Genomic DNA, 16,856 nt, shown 5'->3' on the forward strand with positions numbered 1-16,856 from the left:
CAGTGCGTACGCCATTGTCCCGCACGCTTCAAGTGCGTACCCCATTCTCCCGCACGCCCGGCGCGGCCTCACGTCGGGGCTCGGTAGACGCGCCGACGGGGCTTCCCGGGGCCTTCGCCGGCCCTTCCCGCGCCTGCCACCTCGGAGTTCGGCGGACACCCCACCCCCTCCCGTACCCTCGGTGCCATGTCGCTCTACGCCGCTTTCGCCGGCAACCTCGACGCGCGGCTGATGAGCCGCCGCGCACCGCACTCCCCGCTGCGCGGCACCGGCTGGCTCAACGGCTGGCGGCTCACCTTCGGCGGAGAGCAGATGGGCTGGGAGGGAGCGCTCGCCACCATCGTGGAGGCCCCCCGCTCCCAGGTCTTCGTGGCGCTGTACGACATCGCGCCGATGGACGAGGACTCCATGGACCGCTGGGAGGGCGTGGGCCTCGACATCTACCGCCGGATGCGCGTACGGGTCCACACCCTCGACGGCGAGGAACCGGCCTGGGTCTACGTCCTCAACGCCTACGAGGGCGGCCTCCCCTCCGCCCGCTACCTCGGCGAGGTCGCCGACGCCGCCGAGTCCGCGGGCGCCCCGCACGACTACGTGATGGAGCTCCGCAAGCGCCCCTGCTGAGGCCCGGCCGGCGGGCGGTCAGGGCTTCCGGCTGATCCGTCCGTGGCAATCGGTTGCGCCGTTCGTCGGAAACGACAAGACAACGATCGCATGTCCGTCAGCATCGTCATCTACGCGCGTAGGGATTCTCCGGCTAGGCTTCTTCGGGTACCAAATCCGTCCGGGGCTCCCCTCGGACCCCCCTCCCCGAGGCGAGAGAGTCAGTGAACGCAACTGCCACCCCGTACGAGGCCGCCGAGGCCGCTGCCGCCCGTCTTCGCGAACTGACCGGCGTCGAGAACCACGACGTCGTCCTGGTCATGGGTTCCGGCTGGGCCCCCGCCGTCGACGCCCTCGGCGCCCCCGAGGCCGAGTTCCCCGTCACCGAGCTCCCCGGCTTCCCGCCGCCCGCCGTCGAGGGCCACGGCGGCAAGGTCCGCTCGTACAAGATCGGTGAGAAGCGCGCCCTCGTCTTCCTCGGCCGCACCCACTACTACGAGGGCCGCGGCGTCGCCTCCGTCGTCCACGGCGTCCGCACCGCCGTCGCCGCCGGCTGCAAGACCGTCGTCCTCACCAACGGCTGCGGCGGCCTCCGCGAGGGCATGCGCCCCGGCCAGCCGGTCCTCATCAGCGACCACCTCAACCTGACGGCCGCCTCCCCGATCGTCGGCGCGAACTTCGTCGACCTCACCGACCTCTACTCGCCGCGGCTCCGCGCCCTGTGCAAGGAGGTCGACGAGACCCTGGAAGAGGGCGTCTACGTCCAGTTCCCCGGCCCGCACTACGAGACCCCGGCCGAGATCAACATGGTCCGCGTCATGGGCGGCGACCTCGTCGGCATGTCCACCGTCCTGGAGGCCATCGCCGCGCGCGAGGCGGGCGCCGAGGTCCTGGGCATTTCGCTCGTCACCAACCTCGCCGCCGGTCTCTCCGGCGAGCCGCTCAACCACGAAGAGGTCCTCCAGGCGGGCAAGGACTCGGCCGCGCGCATGGGCGAGCTCCTGACGAGCGTCCTCGACAAGATCTGAGCCTCCCGGCTCGGGGGCCGCTGCGCGGAGCCCTCACCCCCCGACGCCCCTTCCGGAAACCCCGGGGCAAGCCCCCGACCCCGTACGGCCTACGGCCGTGCCCTCAAACGCCGGGCGGGCTGGATTTCCGCCCGCAAGGGAAAACCCGGCCTCGCCGGCGTTTGAGGCGCGGGGTCCGGGGCGGAGCCCCGGTTTCGGGAAGGGGCGGGGTGGGGAACAGGCCCCGCGCAGCGGCCCACCCCGCACCGCCCGCCGCGCACCCGGCGCCCCGCTCCCCGAAAGGCACACCGTGACGCAGGACGACCTCCTCACCCGGGCCAAGGCCTGGCTCGCCGAGGACCCCGACGCAGAGACGCGCGAGGAGCTCGCCGCGCTCATCGACGCCGGCGCGACCGACGAGCTCGCCGCCCGCTTCGGCGGGACCCTCCAGTTCGGCACCGCGGGCCTCCGCGGCGAGATCGGCGCCGGGCCGATGCGGATGAACCGCTCGGTCGTCATCCGCGCGGCCGCGGGCCTGGCCGCGTACCTGAAGGCGAAGGGCCAGGACGGCGGGCTCGTCGTCATCGGCTACGACGCGCGCTACAAGTCGGAGGACTTCGCGCGGGACACCGCGGCCGTGATGACCGGCGCGGGGCTGCGCGCCGCGCTGCTCCCCCGGCCGCTGCCGACGCCCGTCCTCGCGTACGCCATAAGGCATCTGGGCGCCGTCGCGGGCGTCGAGGTGACCGCGAGCCACAACCCGCCGCGCGACAACGGCTACAAGGTGTACCTGGGCGACGGCTCGCAGATCGTGCCGCCGGCCGACGCGGAGATCGCGGCCGAGATCGCCGCGGTGCGGTCGCTGCACGACGTGCCGCGCCCGGCGGACGGCTGGGAGACCCTCGGCGACGAGGTCCTGCAGGCGTACCTGGAGCGTACGGACGCGGTCCTGACGCCCGGTTCCCCCCGTACCGCCCGGACCGTGTACACGGCCATGCACGGCGTCGGCAAGGAGGTCCTGACGGCCGCCTTCGCCCGGGCGGGCTTCCCGCCGCCGGCGCTGGTGGCCGAGCAGGCGGACCCGGACCCGGCGTTCCCGACGGTCGCGTTCCCCAACCCGGAGGAGCCGGGTGCGATGGACCTGGCCTTCGAGGCGGCCAGGGCCGTGGACCCCGACATCGTGATCGCGAACGACCCGGACGCGGACCGCTGCGCGGTGGCCGTGCCCGACGCCTCCGCCGAGGGAGGCTGGCGGATGCTGCGCGGCGACGAGGTGGGCGCGCTGCTCGCCGCGCACCTGGTGCACAAGGGCGCCAGGGGCGTCTTCGCCGAGTCGATCGTGTCCTCCTCGCTGCTCGGCCGGATCGCCGAGGCGGCGGGCGTCGGGTACGAGGAGACGCTGACCGGCTTCAAGTGGATCGCCCGCGTCGAGGGGCTGCGGTACGGCTACGAGGAGGCGCTCGGCTACTGCGTCGACCCCGAGGGCGTCCGCGACAAGGACGGCATCACGGCCGCGCTGCTCGTGACCGAGCTTGCCTCGGTCCTGAAGGAGCAGGACCGGACGCTGACCGACCTCCTGGACGACCTGGCGGTGGCCCACGGACTGCACGCCACGGACCAGCTGTCGGTGCGGGTCGAGGACCTGAGCGTCATCGCGAACGCGATGGCCGCGCTGCGCGAGCGCCCGCCGGTCTCGCTCGCCGGGCTCACCGTCGTCTCGGCGGAGGACCTGACGAAGGGCACGGAGTCCCTGCCGCCGACGGACGGCCTGCGCTACCACCTGGAAGGCGCCTACAAGGCCCGCGTGATCGTCCGCCCGAGCGGCACCGAGCCCAAGCTCAAGTGCTACCTGGAGGTCGTCGTCCCGGTCGCCGACGCCAGCGAACTCGCCCCCGCCCGCGCCACCGGCGCGGACATCCTCGCCACGATCAAGCGGGACCTGTCCGCCGCCGCGGGCCTGTAAGCGGTCGCGTCTCCCCGGGGGCCGGTACGGAATCACTTCCGTACCGGCCCCCGGGCGTTGCCCCGTGTGCCGCGCGGACGCGCGCGGCCAGGCGGTGGCTAGCCGATCGCGAGGAGGATCACCAGGAGGACGAGCCCTGCCACGGCGGGTCCGACGATCTCGTACGCCCAGCGCACCTGCGGCTCGCCCTGGGCGCCCGGGCCGGCGGCGCGGGCTTCGGCGAGTTCGCGGAGGTCGGCGACGGTCTGGTCGCCGGCGGCGAAGCGGGCGGTGGAGTCGCTGACGTCGGCGCTGACGGAGGTGCGGCCGTGCGGATCGTCCTGGGAGGCGCGGGCGGCCCGCCGGGCGGCGCGCTTGCGCTGGCGCAGCGAGATCGGGACGGCCCACAGCTGGTACTTGGCGCCGTCCTGGGTGAAGACCTCGCTGGAGTAGCCGGCGCGGATGTCGGCGACCGAGGCCCAGGGCAGCGTGATCGACCGGAACGGGTTGCGGATCCGGAGCCGGTCCTCGTTGGCGTACACCGCCGGCCTGATCGTGAACGCGACGATCAGCGGGACGGCCAGGATCAGGCCCGCGAGCGCGACCCACGCCGTCCGTCCCTCGCCCCGGATCACCGCGTCGACCGCGAAGAGGGCCGCGAGCAGCAGCAGGAACACCCCGCTCGCGATACCGAGGGGCGACCGGAAGACGCGGTCGGCGGACGGCTGGGCGGGGGTCGACTCGCGGCTGGGCTCGTGACCCGGCTCGGGGGTCGGCTCGGGGGTCGTCATGCCGCGATTCTGCCTCAGCGGGCCGGAGTCGGCTCAGGCGGCCCGCGTGGCCACCAGTTCCGCGTACAGAATGATGTTGTCGGGCCGGTGGCCGTCCACCAGCTCGCCGCCGCAGGTCACGATCCGCAGCTCGGGCCGCCGGGTGTTCCCGTACACCTTGGCCGTCGGGAACGCGTCCTTGTCGACCTGCTCCAACTCCCGCACCCGGAACACCGCGGCCTTCCCGTCGGCCCGGTCCACGGTGATCTCGTCGCCGATCCTCACCTTCGACACGTCCTTCAGGACGGCGGGTCCCCGCGCGGTGTCGAAGTGCCCGATCAGCACGGCCGGTCCGGTCTCGCCGGGGGTCACGCCCTTCCCGTACCACCCGATCCGGTCCGCCTCCTCCACCGACGGCACCTCGACGCTCCCGTCCGCGTTCAGCCCCAGTTCCAGGACCTTCCCGGCGGCCCCGGTGTCCACGCCGGCCGCGGGCACCCTCACCCGCACCGGCACGGACCGCCCCAGCGGGCTCACGGGCGCGGCACTCGCGGTCGGCGCCGGCGCGGTCGCCTCGACGACGTGCGCGGGCGGAGTGGCGCTCTTCCCCTCGCCCGCCGAACAGCCGGCGAGCACGGCCATCGCGGCCACGAGAACAAGGGAAGCGGTACGGGTACGGGCGAGGCGGCGGTTCACGGGACGGCTCCGGACGCGGTACGACCGGTCGCCGCGCGCGGCGACCGGTCCCTGGGGTGGATGCTCCTGGCTCGGGTCAGGGTCGAGGAGCGGGGATCGTACTGCGGGGTGGCGTCCGGTCGGAGCGGACGGCAGCCCCTGGCGTGATCCGGAGGGCCCGAGGCCTTCCGGATCACGCGCGACGGACGGTTCAGGCGCCGGCGCCGGCGCGACGGCGCACGACGACGAAGCCGAGGCCGGCGGCGGCCAGCGAGGCGGCACCCGCGCCGACGGCGATCAGCGCGGTCGAGTCGCCCCCGGCGGCGGGCTCGGCGCCGGCCGCGACACCGCCCTGCGGGACGACGGACGTCTGCCCGCCGGTCGTGGTGCCGGTGCCGGTGCCCGTGCCCTTGGCGCCGTTCTCGATCGGCACCTCGAACGAGCAGCCCTTCGGCAGCTTCGGGAAGGCGTGCGTGGAGCCCTTGGCGGTGCCGCCCTCGACCTTGGTGTAGAGCGACGGCGTGGCGCTCTTCGGGTCGATGATGCGGGCCTCGAAGCCGACGCTCTGCGGCAGCGTGGGGTGCGCCCGGTCGATCATCGCGAAGACCCTGTCCTCGCCGGCGGCGCTGAACTCGGCCACCGGGCCCTGCCGGGTCATGAACAGTTCGGCCGAGGTGCCCGCGCCGATGCTGACCGTGGTGCTGACCGTGCAGGGGCCGAGCGGGTCCTTGCCGCCCGTGGTGGTCACGCGCTGCGGGGCGGCCTGCTTGGCCTGGCCCGGGATGTAGGCGGCGAAGCCACCGTCCTGCTCCAGGACGACGACCGCCTTGCCGTACGTCCAGACCTGGCGGGTGCCGTTCAGGTAGGTGAAGCCGCGGCCCTTGCCGTTCTCGATCAGCTGGAGGCCGTAGCGGCCGTCCTTCCGGGCGAGCTCCAGGACGGTGCCGTCGGCGAGCTTGTACGTGCCGGGCTCGGCGCCGGGGACGTAGTTGCGCTGCCAGTTGAGGGTGTGGCCGTCCTCGAAGAGGACGAAGAACTCGCCGTTGTCGTTGCCGGCAACCGGGCGGGTGACGGCGTCGAGGACGCCGACCGGGTTGCCCTGGTGGAACAGCTCGGCGCGGTAGTGCAGGTCCTTGACCTTGTAGATCTTGGCGACGGTCCCGCTCATGAGGGTCTCGGTGCGGACCAGGGTGCCCTGGGCACCGGCGGTCGCGGTCACCTCGCCCTCGGAGGTCAGGGTCACCGAGTAGCCGGCGAAGACCTCGGTGTCCTTGCCGCCGTAGCCGGCTCCGGCCTTCAGCTCACCGAGCGCCTTGCCGTCCTTCAGGACGGTGGCGGTGAAGTAGGGGTGCTGGTCGCCCTTCGCGTACACCTTGGCCGTCAGCCCGCCGGAGAGCTGGACGGTGCGGACGAGGGTGCCGTTCGCGGCGTCGACGGCGACGGCGGTCACCTTGCCCTCGGCGTCCAGGGTCACCAGTTGGCCGACGAAGACCTTGGAGTCCTGCTGCGGGTAGCCCGCGCCCGCCTTCAGCTCGCCGAGCACGGTGCCGTCCTTCTCGACGGTGGCGGTGAAGTAGGGGTGCTGGTCGCCCTTCGCGTACACCTTGGCCGTCAGCCCGCCGGACAGCTGGACGGTGCGGACCGGGGCGTCCTGCGACGCGGCGGCCTGGGTCGTGCCGGCGGCGAAGGCGCTGCCGGCCGCGAGGGCCGGGGCGGCGACGACGCCCGCGACGAGGGCGGTGGCGAGGACGGTGCGAAGGGCGGTGCGCATAACGACTCCTGTGCATTCAGGTGGGTGGTCGAGGTGAGTCGCATGCCGCTTTTTCTCGGTCCGACTGTTTCCGGTGAGGTCTGGCTGGCTGCTGATAAGAATCTATTGATCTTGTATGCGGGACCTGTCTGTTCCATGTCACGGACGTGTGACAGCCGTCACTGTGCCGATAGCTCCTGATGTGACCTCCGGCTCGGCCGAGGGGCTCCCCTGTACAGGTCGCTACGCGCGTAGATATGCTCGACTGGTGACCATGCCCACCACTGCATCTGCAGCATCCGCATTCGCCGACGTGACCGCGTCCGACAGTGCGCTGCGCCGCTTCCTCCACGGGCTCCCCGGCGTCGACGCCGTCGGCCTGGAGGCGCGCGCCGCATCTCTCGGCACCCGCTCGATCAAGACCACGGCCAAGGCGTACGCCATCGACCTGGCCATTTCCATGATCGACCTGACGACGCTCGAAGGCGCGGACACCCCGGGCAAGGTCCGGGCGCTCGCCGCCAAGGCCGTCAACCCCGATCCGACCGACCGCACGACGCCGACGACCGCCGCCGTCTGCGTCTACCCCGACATGGTGGCCACCGCCAAGGCCGCCGTCGCGGGCACGGACGTCAAGGTCGCCTCCGTCGCCACCGCCTTCCCGGCCGGCCGCGCCGCGCTCCCCGTGAAGCTGGCCGACACCGCCGACGCCATCGCCGCGGGCGCCGACGAGATCGACATGGTCATCGACCGTGGCGCCTTCCTCGCCGGCCACTACCTGAAGGTCTACGAGCAGATCGCCGCGATCAAGGCCGAGTGCGGCGACCGCGCCCGGCTCAAGGTGATCTTCGAGACCGGCGAGCTCTCCACGTACGACAACATCCGCCGCGCCTCCTGGCTCGGCATGATGGCCGGCGCGGACTTCATCAAGACCTCGACCGGCAAGGTCGCGGTCAACGCCACCCCGGCGAACACCCTCCTCATGCTGGAGGCGGTCCGCGACTTCCGCGCGCAGACCGGCGTCCAGATCGGCGTGAAGCCGGCCGGCGGCATCCGCAACACCAAGGAAGCGATCAAGTTCCTGGTGCTCGTCAACGAGACCGTGGGCGAGGACTGGCTGGACAACCACTGGTTCCGCTTCGGCGCTTCCAGCCTGCTCAACGACCTGCTGATGCAGCGCCAGAAGCTGGCGACCGGCCGTTACTCCGGCCCCGATTACGTGACGGTGGACTGATCAACATGGCATCTGCATTCGAGTACGCACCGGCGCCCGAGTCCCGGTCCGTCGTCGACATCGCGCCGAACTACGGCCTCTTCATCGACGGCGAGTTCGTCGACGCGGCCGACGGCAAGGTCTTCAAGACCGTCTCCCCGTCCACCGAGGAGGTCCTGTCCGAGGTCGCCCAGGCGGGCGCCGAGGACGTCGACCGCGCCGTGAAGGCCGCCCGCAGGGCCTTCGAGAAGTGGTCGGCGCTGCCCGGCTCCGAGCGCGCCAAGTACCTCTTCCGGATCGCCCGGATCATCCAGGAGCGCAGCCGCGAGCTGGCCGTCCTGGAGACCCTGGACAACGGCAAGCCGATCAAGGAGACCCGCGACGCGGACCTCCCGCTGGTCGCCGCACACTTCTTCTACTACGCGGGCTGGGCCGACAAGCTCGACCACGCGGGCTACGGCGCGAACCCGCGCCCGCTCGGCGTGGCCGGCCAGGTCATCCCGTGGAACTTCCCGCTGCTCATGCTGGCGTGGAAGATCGCCCCGGCGCTGGCGACCGGCAACACGGTCGTCCTCAAGCCCGCCGAGACGACCCCGCTCTCCGCCCTGTTCTTCGCGGACATCTGCCGCCAGGCCGGGCTGCCGAAGGGCGTCGTCAACATCCTTCCCGGTTACGGGGAGACGGGCGCCGCGCTCGTCGAGCACCCGGACGTGAACAAGGTCGCCTTCACCGGCTCGACCGCCGTCGGCAAGGCCATCGCGCGCTCGGTCGCCGGCACCGACAAGAAGGTGACCCTGGAGCTGGGCGGCAAGGGCGCCAACATCGTCTTCGACGACGCCCCCATCGACCAGGCCGTCGAGGGCATCGTCAACGGCATCTTCTTCAACCAGGGCCAGGTCTGCTGCGCGGGCTCGCGCCTCCTGGTGCAGGAGTCGATCCAGGACGAGCTGCTCGACTCGCTCAAGCGCCGCCTGAACACCCTGCGCCTGGGCGACCCGCTCGACAAGAACACCGACATCGGCGCCATCAACTCCTCGGAGCAGCTGGCCCGCATCACCTCGCTGGTGGACCAGGGCGAGGCGGAGGGCGCCGAGCGCTGGACCGCCTCCTGCGAGATCCCGTCGGCCGGCTACTGGTTCGCCCCGACGCTCTTCACGAACGTCACGCAGGCGCACCGGATCGCCCGCGACGAGATCTTCGGCCCGGTCCTGTCGGTGCTGACCTTCCGTACCCCCGACGAGGCCGTCGCGAAGGCCAACAACAGCCAGTACGGCCTGTCCGCCGGCATCTGGACGGAGAAGGGCTCCCGCATCCTGGCGGTCGCCTCCAAGCTCCGCGCCGGTGTCGTCTGGGCCAACACGTTCAACAAGTTCGACCCGACCTCGCCCTTCGGCGGCTACAAGGAGTCGGGCTTCGGCCGCGAGGGCGGTCGCCACGGCCTGGAGGCGTACCTCGATGTCTGAGTCTTCTTCCGTGACGCGTCTGAGCGTCTTCAAGACCTACAAGCTGTACGTCGGGGGCAAGTTCCCCCGCTCCGAGAGCGGCCGGGTGTACGAGGTGAGCGACTCGAAGGGCAAGTGGCTGGCGAACGCGCCGCTCTCCTCCCGCAAGGACGCCCGTGACGCGGTCGTCGCCGCCCGCAAGGCCTTCGGCGGCTGGGCCGGCGCGACCGCGTACAACCGCGGCCAGATCCTCTACCGCGTCGCCGAGATGCTGGAGGGCCGCCGGGACCAGTTCGTCCGCGAGGTCGCGGACGCCGAGGGCCTGTCGAAGTCGAAGGCGGCCGCGGTCGTCGACGCGGCCATCGACCGCTGGGTCTGGTACGCGGGCTGGACCGACAAGATCGCCCAGGTCGTCGGCGGCGCCAACCCGGTCGCCGGCCCGTACTTCAACCTGTCGAGCCCCGAGCCGACCGGCGTCGTCACCGTCGTCGCGCCCCAGGAGTCGTCCTTCCTCGGCCTGGTCTCGGTGATCGCCCCGGTCATCGCCACCGGCAACACGGCCGTCGTCATCGCCTCGGAGAAGTCCCCGCTCCCCGCCCTCTCCTTGGGCGAGGTCCTGGCCACCTCCGACCTGCCGGGCGGTGTCGTCAACATCCTCTCCGGCAAGGCCTCCGAGATGGGCCCGCACCTCGCGGCCCACCAGGACGTCAACGCGATCGACCTCACCGGCACCGAGGGCGACCTCGCCCGCGACCTGGAGATCGCCGCCGCCGACAACCTGAAGCGCGTCCTGCGCCCCCGCACCGAGGACTTCGCCGCGTCCCCCGGCACGGACCGCATGACCGCCTTCCTGGAGACCAAGACCGTCTGGCACCCCACGGGTTCGCTGGGTGCGAGCGGCTCCTCGTACTAGCCCCACCCCGCGAGGCCCCCGGATGTCCGCACCCGGGGGCCTTGCGCATGCCCGCTCCCGGACCACAAGATCCTTTCATGCTCAGGGGATTGATCAAGGGGGACAACGCCTTCGTCCCGACGGCCGCGCTGCGCGTCGCCGTCGGCACGGGCATCGACGTGGCGGCGCTGCTCGTCACCGACCGGGGCCGGGTCCGGGGTGACGCCGACATCGTCTTCCCCGGCGCACCCGTCCACGCGTCCGGCGCGGTACGGCTCACCGAGAACGAGGACGGCACGGCCCTGCTGGACGCCGACCTCGCGGGCGTCGAGGAGGCGATCGACCGCCTCCTCCTCGTCGCGTCCACGGACGAGGGCTCCCTCAAGGACGCGCGCGGCCTCTCCGTCGAGGTCACCGGCCCCGACGGCGCGGCGGTCGTCGCGTACGAGGTGACCGACCCGGGCCCCGAGACCGCGATGGTCCTCGCGGAGCTCTACCGCCGCTCCGGCGGCTGGAAGTTCCGGGCGGTGGGCCAGGGGTACGTCGACGGGCTGACCGGCCTGGCCGTCGACCACGGGGTGGAAGCCCCCACCGAGGCCCTCCCGGAGCCGGAGGACGCCCTCCCGGAGCCGGAGGACGCCCTCCCGGAGCCGGAGGACGCCCTTCCGGAGCCCGAGGCCGTGCCCACGGCACCCCCGGCGCCCGTAGCCCTGCCGGCGGCCTCCAAGACGACGGCGCCCCCTGCACAGCTCCCGGCGCACATCCCGGCGCCCGCCCCGGCCCCCTTCGCGCCGGACTGGCCGTACGCGGAAAACGTCTTCGAGCCGCACACGCTCGAAGGCTCCGGCAGCGACGTCCTCTCCGTCGAGGGCCTCCCGCCGGGCCCCGTCCTGGTCGACCTCGCCGTCCGGACCGAAGGGCACACGGCCGTCTGGACCCTCACGGCGGCCGGCAAGGAGACGGACCTCCTCGTCAACAGCACGAAGAAGGACTGGCGGGGCCGCCTCCTCGCCGTCGTCCCCCTCGACGGCCGGCTGCGCCTGAAGCTGACGGCCGCCGGGCCCTGGCAGGCACACGTCCTGCCGCTCGCGGCGGCCCGCCGCCTGACGGAGGACACCCTGGAGTCCTGGGGGCCCGAGGTCCTGCTGCACACGGGCGAGCCGATCGACGTCGCCTTCCACTACCGGGGCGACAGCAACTTCATCGTCGACTCGTACGACCTGACGAAGCACGAGGACCCGGTCGAGCTCCCGAGCTCCCGGTTCCCGTACATCAACGAGATCGGCAGGCGTCGTGAGGCCCTGCCGATCCCCGGGGGAACGATCCTCGTCCACGTCCAGCGGGCGGACGGCGCGTGGCGCGCGCGGCTGAAGCAGCCGAGCGCGGCCGTGGCCTGGCTGCGCCGGGTCCGCGACTGAGAGGACCTACGGAAGCAGGCGCTGCGTCAGCGGACCGGCCACCGGCAGGTCGGCGACCGCGCCGCCCTTCGTGAGGTGGTCGGTGACGAGGTTGGTGCCGACCGGCTTGAAGTCGGCGACCTGGGTGCCGAGGCCGTTGTCGAGCGGGTCGACGCCGGTCTTGGCCAGCGGGTCGAGCTGGAGGCGGGTGAGCGGACCCACGCCGTGGGTGACGCCCTCCAGGGCGCCCGCCCCGGCCGCGCCGGCGTCCGTCCTGGTGAGCGAGTCGACGGGCAGCGGCACCGGGGCGGCGGCCTGCGCGGCGGCACCCGCGCCGACCAGCGCGGCACCGGCCGCCGTGACGGTGAGACCGGCCTTCAGCAGGGCGCTGCGGCGGGGGGTCCGGGGTTCTGCGTGACGCGCCATCGTGATCCTTCCAGGGGGTGACCGGGCGGCCACCGACAGTAGTGGAGGTGTGATGCTCGATACCAACGGGCTTCCTCGGGGGTCCCCTGACCGGGGGAATGGTTCACACTGGTGTCCCGTGAGTTCCCAACCGATCCCGACCCGTGTCGTCCTGCTCGCGGGCCCCTCCGGCTCCGGCAAGTCGTCCCTCGCCGCCGTCACCGGCCTCCCGGTGCTGCGCCTCGACGACTTCTACAAGGAGGCCGACGACCCCTCGCTGCCACTCGTCGAGGGCAGCTCGGACATCGACTGGGACTCCCCGGCCTCCTGGGACGCCGACGCGGCCGTCTCCGCCATCGTCGAGCTGTGCCGTACGGGACGGACCGACGTCCCCGTGTACGACATCGCCACCAGCTCCCGGGTCGACCGCGAGCGCCTCGACATCGCGCGGACCCCGCTGTTCGTGGCCGAGGGCATCTTCGCGGCCGAGATCGTGACCCGCTGCCGCGAGCTCGACGTCCTCGCCGACGCGCTCTGCCTGCGCGGCCGCCCCTCGACGACCTTCCGCCGCCGGCTCGCCCGCGACCTGCGCGAGGGCCGCAAGTCCGTGCCGTTCCTGCTCCGCCGCGGCTGGCGCCTGATGCGCTCCGAGCGCGCCATCGTGGCCCGCCAGGCGGCGCTCGGCGCCCACCCCTGTGCCAAGGACGAGGCCCTCGGCCGCATGGCCGCCGCCGCGGCTGGCCGCCACCGCACCCCGACCCCGCGCTGACCCGCCGCGCCCCGCACCCCGCGGGAACGCACGAAGCGGGTCGTACGAGACCCCCCGGACTCGTACGACCCGCTTCGTTCTTTCCCCCGTACCCCCGTACGGTCCCCCCGTGTTTCCCCCGTCCCCCGAGAGCCCCCGTTTCCCCCGTGGGCTCTCGCGGGGTCGTTCCCCCCGACCTTCAGGCCACCAGCTCGCCGAAGGACTCCTCCTCGTCACGGCCGAAGCTGAGCGCCTCGTCCTCGCGCATGCGCCGCAGCGAGCGCCAGATGCTCGACTTCACCGTGCCGACACTGATGTCCAGGATCTCCGCGATCTCCGGGTCGGTCCGGCCCTCGTAGTAGCGCAGCACCAGCATCGTGCGCTGGAGCTCGGGCAGCCGGGCCAGGGCCTGCCACAGGACCGCGCGCAGCTCCGTACCCCGCATCGCGTCCGTCTCGCCGACCGTCTCCGGCAGCTCCTCGGTCGGGTACTCGTTGAGCTTGCGGCGGCGCCAGGCGCTGATGTGCAGGTTCGTCATGGTGCGACGCAGGTAACCGCCGACGGCGGCCTTGTCGCTGATGCGGTCCCAGGCGCGGTACGTGGAGAACAGCGCGCTCTGGAGGAGGTCCTCGGCCTCGAAACGGTCACCGGTGAGGTGGTAGGCGGTGGCGTACAGGGAGGCACGACGCTCCTGGACGTAGGCCGTGAACTCGGCCTCCGAACAGCCGGCGCGTTCCCCCGTGCTCTCCCCGTACGCCGCTCCCCCGTCAGCAATGGCCACCATGTAAGGCGCCTTGCGCTGACGCCCGACGGTCCGAACGCACCCCCGCCCTCCCCCAAGCTCTCGGCTTCGCTCGAGCAGGGAGGTGCCCCCATTTCCGCCGGACTTCTCGGCGCTCCGCGTGACGTCGTGGAGGCGCGTGACAACTGCGCTTGAGGTGGTGCTGTGCAGTGCGTTCATCGTGCGCCCCCCGTCGTTCGGAGTGAGATTCGGTCCGTGTGCCAAGAAGCTTGCCCTCGGGACTTCATGGCGGTGTCCGCCGACTGTCACAGCCGTGTCACAGGGGACGGGACGGATGCGAGTCGCCGAGCGGTCGATCTCGGACGGCCCAATGGGACAGAATGACGGCGTGCCTTTTCTGTTGCTGATCGAGGACGACGACGCCATCCGCACGGCCCTCGAACTTTCCCTGTCACGGCAGGGCCACCGGGTGGCCACCGCCGCGACGGGCGAGGACGGCCTGCAGCTGCTCCGTGAGCAGCGGCCGGACCTCGTCGTGCTCGACGTCATGCTGCCCGGCATCGACGGCTTCGAGGTGTGCCGGCGCATCCGCCGCACCGACCAGCTGCCGATCATCCTGCTGACCGCGCGCAGCGACGACATCGACGTGGTGGTGGGCCTGGAGTCGGGCGCCGACGACTACGTCGTGAAGCCGGTGCAGGGCCGGGTGCTCGACGCCCGCATCAGGGCCGTACTGCGGCGCGGTGAGCGGGAGTCGACGGACTCGGCGACGTACGGGTCCCTCGTCATCGACCGGTCGGCGATGACCGTCACGAAGAACGGCGAGGACCTCCAGCTCACCCCGACCGAGCTGCGGCTGCTGCTCGAACTGAGCCGGCGGCCCGGACAGGCGCTGTCCCGGCAGCAGTTGCTGCGACTCGTGTGGGAGCACGACTACCTGGGCGACTCGCGGCTCGTCGACGCCTGTGTGCAGCGGCTGCGCGCCAAGGTGGAGGACGTGCCGTCCTCGCCGACGCTGATCCGTACCGTCCGGGGTGTCGGTTACCGGCTGGACGTTCCTGCGTGAGCAAGGGGATCCTCGCGCGGCCGCGGCTGTCCAGCCTGCGGCTGCGGCTCGTCGTCGTCTTCGCCCTGGTCGCGCTCACCGCGGCCGTCGCCGCCTCCGGCATCGCGTACTGGCTGAACCGCGAGGCGGTGCTGACGCGTACCCAGGACGGGGCGCTCAACGACTTCCGGCAGGAGATGCAGAACCGGGCGGCCACGCTGCCGCTCCGGCCGACCCAGGACGACCTGCGGCGGACCGCCGAGCAGATGGCGAGCGGCAGCGCCGCCGACTACCAGGTGCTGCTGCTCGGCGAGCGGGACGCGGGCAAGCCGATCGTGGGGGCGTCCGACCCGGACGACTTCACGCTGACGGACGTGCCGCGGTCGCTGCGGGACGCGGTGGACACGAAGCGTCAGGTGACGGAGGCGAACCCGTACCCGTACCACCTGTTCTGGCAGCGGACCGAGCGGAACGGGACGCCGTACCTGGTGGCGGGGACGCGGATCGACGGCGGCGGGCCGGCCGGTTACATGTTCAAGTCGCTGGCCGCGGAGAAGGCGGACCTGAACTCGCTGGCCTGGTCGCTGGGGATCGCGACCGCGCTCGCGGTCGCCGGTTCCGTGCTGCTCGCGCAGGTCGCGGCGACGACCGTGCTGCGCCCGGTGCACCGGCTCGGCGAGGCGGCCCGGCAGCTCGGCGAGGGCAAGCTCGACACCCGGCTGCGGGTCAGCGGGGCGGACGAACTGGCCGACCTCTCCCGTACGTTCAACAGCGCGGCGGAGTCGCTGCAGAAGAAGGTCGCGGACATGAGCGCGCGCGAGGAGTCCTCGCGGCGGTTCGTGGCCGACATGTCGCACGAGCTGCGCACCCCGCTGACCGCCCTGACGGCCGTCACCGAGGTCCTGGAGGACGAGCAGGACACCCTGGACCCGATGATCGCCCCGGCGGTGGCGCTCGTGGTGAGCGAGACGCGGCGCCTGAACGACCTGGTGGAGAACCTGATGGAGGTGACCCGCTTCGACGCGGGCACCGCCCGGCTCGTCCTCGACGAGGTCGACATCGCCGACCAGATCACCGCCTGCATCGACGCGCGCGCGTGGCTGGACGCGGTCGATCTCGACGCCGAGCGCGGGATCGTGGCGCCGCTCGACCCGCGCCGCCTCGACGTGATCCTGGCGAACCTGATCGGCAACGCGCTGAAGCACGGCGGCTCGCCGGTCCGGGTCTCCGTGCGCACCGAGGACGACGAGCTGGTCATCGCGGTGCGCGACCACGGGCCCGGCATCCCCGAGGAGGTGCTGCCGCACGTCTTCGACCGCTTCTACAAGGCGAGCGCGTCCCGGCCGCGCTCCGACGGCAGCGGTCTCGGCCTGTCGATCGCCATGGAGAACGCGCTGATCCACGGCGGCTCGATCACGGCCTCCAACTCGGTCGGCGAGGACGGGGCGGTGGACGGCGCGGTGTTCGTGCTGCGGCTGCCCCTGGACGCCTCGGGGATCACCCGCGAGGTGCAGACCCGCAGCAGTCAGGGCGAGGTGGAGGAAGCGTGAGGCGCCGCGTCTTCGGGCGTACGACGGGAGCGGGCGTCCTGCTCGCCGCCGCGCTGACGGTGCTGGTCACCGGCTGCGGGATCAGGACCACGTCCGTGCCGGTGGACGCGGGCGCCGCCCCGTCGCGCGTCCCGTGCAGTCTGACCGACGAGACCACGTCGGCGGCCGGGCAGGGCATGCCGGTCCGGGTCTATCTGGTCTGCGGTTCGCAGTTGGACGCGGTCGACCGCCGTTCGCCGCTGCCGGAGGAGAAGGCGGGCGGTGACCCGGTGCGCATCGCGGCGGGGCTGCTCGCGCAGCTGCTCGCCGAGCCGTCGGACAGCGAGCGGCAGGCCGGTTTCACCACGGCGGTGCGCAGCCCGCTCGCGGTCAGGGGCCCGCGGGCCGGCGATCCGGCCGGGACGCTCCGGCTGAGCCGTCAGCCGGAGGACCTGGCTCCGCTCGCCCTCTCCCAGATCGTCTGCACCTTCGCCGAGAGCTCCGCCGGTGCCGGCGGCCACTCCACCCTCCTCGGCGGGCCCGGCCCGTATCCGCCGAAGCGCTATCTGTGCACCGCCGACCTCCGCGACCGCCCCGAGTCGGCGCCTCCGACGGCGACCCCTTCCGCCGGCTGACACCCGCCGTCACCAGGTGGCGGCGGGAGCGGGGGAACCGATTCCGCTGCCGGGGGCGTCT

Annotated in this window: 16 protein-coding genes; 11 read left to right on the forward strand and 5 right to left on the reverse strand. The window is 72.5% G+C overall.

Going from position 1 to position 16,856, the window contains the following annotated elements; all coding sequences use genetic code 11:
- Positions 1 to 186 precede the first annotated feature (186 nt).
- The 3 genes from ACZ7G1_RS05245 (at position 187) to ACZ7G1_RS05255 (ending at position 3,573) form a co-directional block, all read left to right on the forward strand.
- Positions 187 to 624, forward strand: coding sequence for a gamma-glutamylcyclotransferase family protein (locus tag ACZ7G1_RS05245; protein WP_017239758.1), 438 nt, complete (start codon positions 187 to 189; stop codon positions 622 to 624).
- 203 nt (positions 625 to 827) lie between these two features.
- On the forward strand, positions 828 to 1,631 hold the full coding sequence (locus ACZ7G1_RS05250; protein WP_360808701.1) for a purine-nucleoside phosphorylase: 804 nt from the start codon (positions 828 to 830) through the stop codon (positions 1,629 to 1,631).
- Positions 1,632 to 1,920: 289 nt separating this feature from the next.
- A complete protein-coding gene (locus tag ACZ7G1_RS05255; protein WP_470877768.1) occupies positions 1,921 to 3,573 on the forward strand; it encodes a phospho-sugar mutase in 1,653 nt (550 codons plus the stop codon).
- Positions 3,574 to 3,671: 98 nt separating this feature from the next.
- On the opposite strand, the gene ACZ7G1_RS05260 is transcribed toward ACZ7G1_RS05255, so the two are convergent.
- The 3 genes from ACZ7G1_RS05260 to ACZ7G1_RS05270 form a co-directional block, all read right to left on the reverse strand.
- Positions 3,672 to 4,343 (reverse strand): PH domain-containing protein, encoded by a 672-nt coding sequence (locus ACZ7G1_RS05260; protein ID WP_470877767.1) that lies wholly within the window; start codon positions 4,341 to 4,343, stop codon positions 3,672 to 3,674.
- 33 nt (positions 4,344 to 4,376) lie between these two features.
- Positions 4,377 to 5,018, reverse strand: coding sequence for a class F sortase (locus tag ACZ7G1_RS05265; protein WP_470877766.1), 642 nt, complete (start codon positions 5,016 to 5,018; stop codon positions 4,377 to 4,379).
- Between the two features lie 190 nt (positions 5,019 to 5,208).
- On the reverse strand, positions 5,209 to 6,768 hold the full coding sequence (locus ACZ7G1_RS05270) for a hypothetical protein (RefSeq protein WP_470877765.1): 1,560 nt from the start codon (positions 6,766 to 6,768) through the stop codon (positions 5,209 to 5,211).
- Between the two features lie 253 nt (positions 6,769 to 7,021).
- Between ACZ7G1_RS05270 and deoC the strand changes: the two genes are divergently transcribed.
- From deoC to ACZ7G1_RS05290, 4 genes are all read left to right on the forward strand, one after another.
- A complete protein-coding gene (gene deoC, locus ACZ7G1_RS05275) occupies positions 7,022 to 7,981 on the forward strand; it encodes a deoxyribose-phosphate aldolase (protein WP_470877890.1) in 960 nt (319 codons plus the stop codon).
- Positions 7,982 to 7,986: 5 nt separating this feature from the next.
- Positions 7,987 to 9,423 (forward strand): aldehyde dehydrogenase family protein, encoded by a 1,437-nt coding sequence (locus tag ACZ7G1_RS05280; protein WP_470877764.1) that lies wholly within the window; start codon positions 7,987 to 7,989, stop codon positions 9,421 to 9,423.
- On the forward strand, positions 9,416 to 10,315 hold the full coding sequence (locus ACZ7G1_RS05285; RefSeq protein WP_470877763.1) for an aldehyde dehydrogenase family protein: 900 nt from the start codon (positions 9,416 to 9,418) through the stop codon (positions 10,313 to 10,315). The genes ACZ7G1_RS05280 and ACZ7G1_RS05285 overlap by 8 nt, the downstream gene beginning before the upstream one ends.
- A gap of 77 nt (positions 10,316 to 10,392) precedes the next feature.
- Entirely contained in the window at positions 10,393 to 11,712 is a 1,320-nt protein-coding gene (locus ACZ7G1_RS05290) for a TerD family protein (RefSeq protein WP_470877762.1), read from the forward strand.
- Between the two features lie 6 nt (positions 11,713 to 11,718).
- Here ACZ7G1_RS05290 and ACZ7G1_RS05295 read toward each other — a convergent pair whose 3' ends face one another.
- The gene (locus ACZ7G1_RS05295) at positions 11,719 to 12,117 is read right to left on the reverse strand and encodes a hypothetical protein (protein WP_470877761.1); all 399 of its coding nucleotides are present in this window, start codon (positions 12,115 to 12,117) and stop codon (positions 11,719 to 11,721) included.
- 52 nt (positions 12,118 to 12,169) lie between these two features.
- Here ACZ7G1_RS05295 and ACZ7G1_RS05300 point away from each other — a divergent pair, with 52 nt between their 5' ends.
- Positions 12,170 to 12,865, forward strand: coding sequence for a uridine kinase family protein (locus ACZ7G1_RS05300; RefSeq protein WP_470877760.1), 696 nt, complete (start codon positions 12,170 to 12,172; stop codon positions 12,863 to 12,865).
- Positions 12,866 to 13,043: 178 nt separating this feature from the next.
- Here ACZ7G1_RS05300 and ACZ7G1_RS05305 read toward each other — a convergent pair whose 3' ends face one another.
- Positions 13,044 to 13,805, reverse strand: a complete 762-nt coding sequence (locus tag ACZ7G1_RS05305) for a SigE family RNA polymerase sigma factor (protein ID WP_470877759.1) — start codon at positions 13,803 to 13,805, stop codon at positions 13,044 to 13,046.
- Positions 13,806 to 13,974: 169 nt separating this feature from the next.
- Here ACZ7G1_RS05305 and afsQ1 point away from each other — a divergent pair, with 169 nt between their 5' ends.
- The 3 genes from afsQ1 to ACZ7G1_RS05320 are packed head-to-tail and all read left to right on the forward strand — an operon-like array spanning position 13,975 to position 16,795.
- Positions 13,975 to 14,652, forward strand: coding sequence for a two-component system response regulator AfsQ1 (gene afsQ1 / locus ACZ7G1_RS05310; RefSeq protein WP_017239746.1), 678 nt, complete (start codon positions 13,975 to 13,977; stop codon positions 14,650 to 14,652).
- Positions 14,649 to 16,181 (forward strand): ATP-binding protein, encoded by a 1,533-nt coding sequence (locus ACZ7G1_RS05315; RefSeq protein WP_470877758.1) that lies wholly within the window; start codon positions 14,649 to 14,651, stop codon positions 16,179 to 16,181. The genes afsQ1 and ACZ7G1_RS05315 overlap by 4 nt, the downstream gene beginning before the upstream one ends.
- Positions 16,178 to 16,795, forward strand: coding sequence for a hypothetical protein (locus tag ACZ7G1_RS05320; protein ID WP_470877757.1), 618 nt, complete (start codon positions 16,178 to 16,180; stop codon positions 16,793 to 16,795). The genes ACZ7G1_RS05315 and ACZ7G1_RS05320 overlap by 4 nt, the downstream gene beginning before the upstream one ends.
- Positions 16,796 to 16,856: the final 61 nt, after the last annotated feature.

Source organism: Streptomyces sp. NPDC037273 (assembly GCF_055603625.1).

Excerpts from the sequence above, each read along its gene's own strand:
- ACZ7G1_RS05280 (WP_470877764.1), top strand. The coding sequence starts at position 7,987 with ATGGCATCTGCATTCGAGTACGCACCGGCGCCCGAGTCCCGGTCCGTC.
- ACZ7G1_RS05270 (WP_470877765.1), bottom strand. The coding sequence starts at position 6,768 with ATGCGCACCGCCCTTCGCACCGTCCTCGCCACCGCCCTCGTCGCGGGC.
- ACZ7G1_RS05245 (WP_017239758.1), top strand. The coding sequence starts at position 187 with ATGTCGCTCTACGCCGCTTTCGCCGGCAACCTCGACGCGCGGCTGATG.
- ACZ7G1_RS05300 (WP_470877760.1), top strand. The coding sequence starts at position 12,170 with ATGCTCGATACCAACGGGCTTCCTCGGGGGTCCCCTGACCGGGGGAAT.
- ACZ7G1_RS05295 (WP_470877761.1), bottom strand. The coding sequence starts at position 12,117 with ATGGCGCGTCACGCAGAACCCCGGACCCCCCGCCGCAGCGCCCTGCTG.
- ACZ7G1_RS05290 (WP_470877762.1), top strand. The coding sequence starts at position 10,393 with ATGCTCAGGGGATTGATCAAGGGGGACAACGCCTTCGTCCCGACGGCC.
- ACZ7G1_RS05260 (WP_470877767.1), bottom strand. The coding sequence starts at position 4,343 with ATGACGACCCCCGAGCCGACCCCCGAGCCGGGTCACGAGCCCAGCCGC.
- ACZ7G1_RS05285 (WP_470877763.1), top strand. The coding sequence starts at position 9,416 with ATGTCTGAGTCTTCTTCCGTGACGCGTCTGAGCGTCTTCAAGACCTAC.
- ACZ7G1_RS05305 (WP_470877759.1), bottom strand. The coding sequence starts at position 13,805 with ATGAACGCACTGCACAGCACCACCTCAAGCGCAGTTGTCACGCGCCTC.
- deoC (WP_470877890.1), top strand. The coding sequence starts at position 7,022 with ATGCCCACCACTGCATCTGCAGCATCCGCATTCGCCGACGTGACCGCG.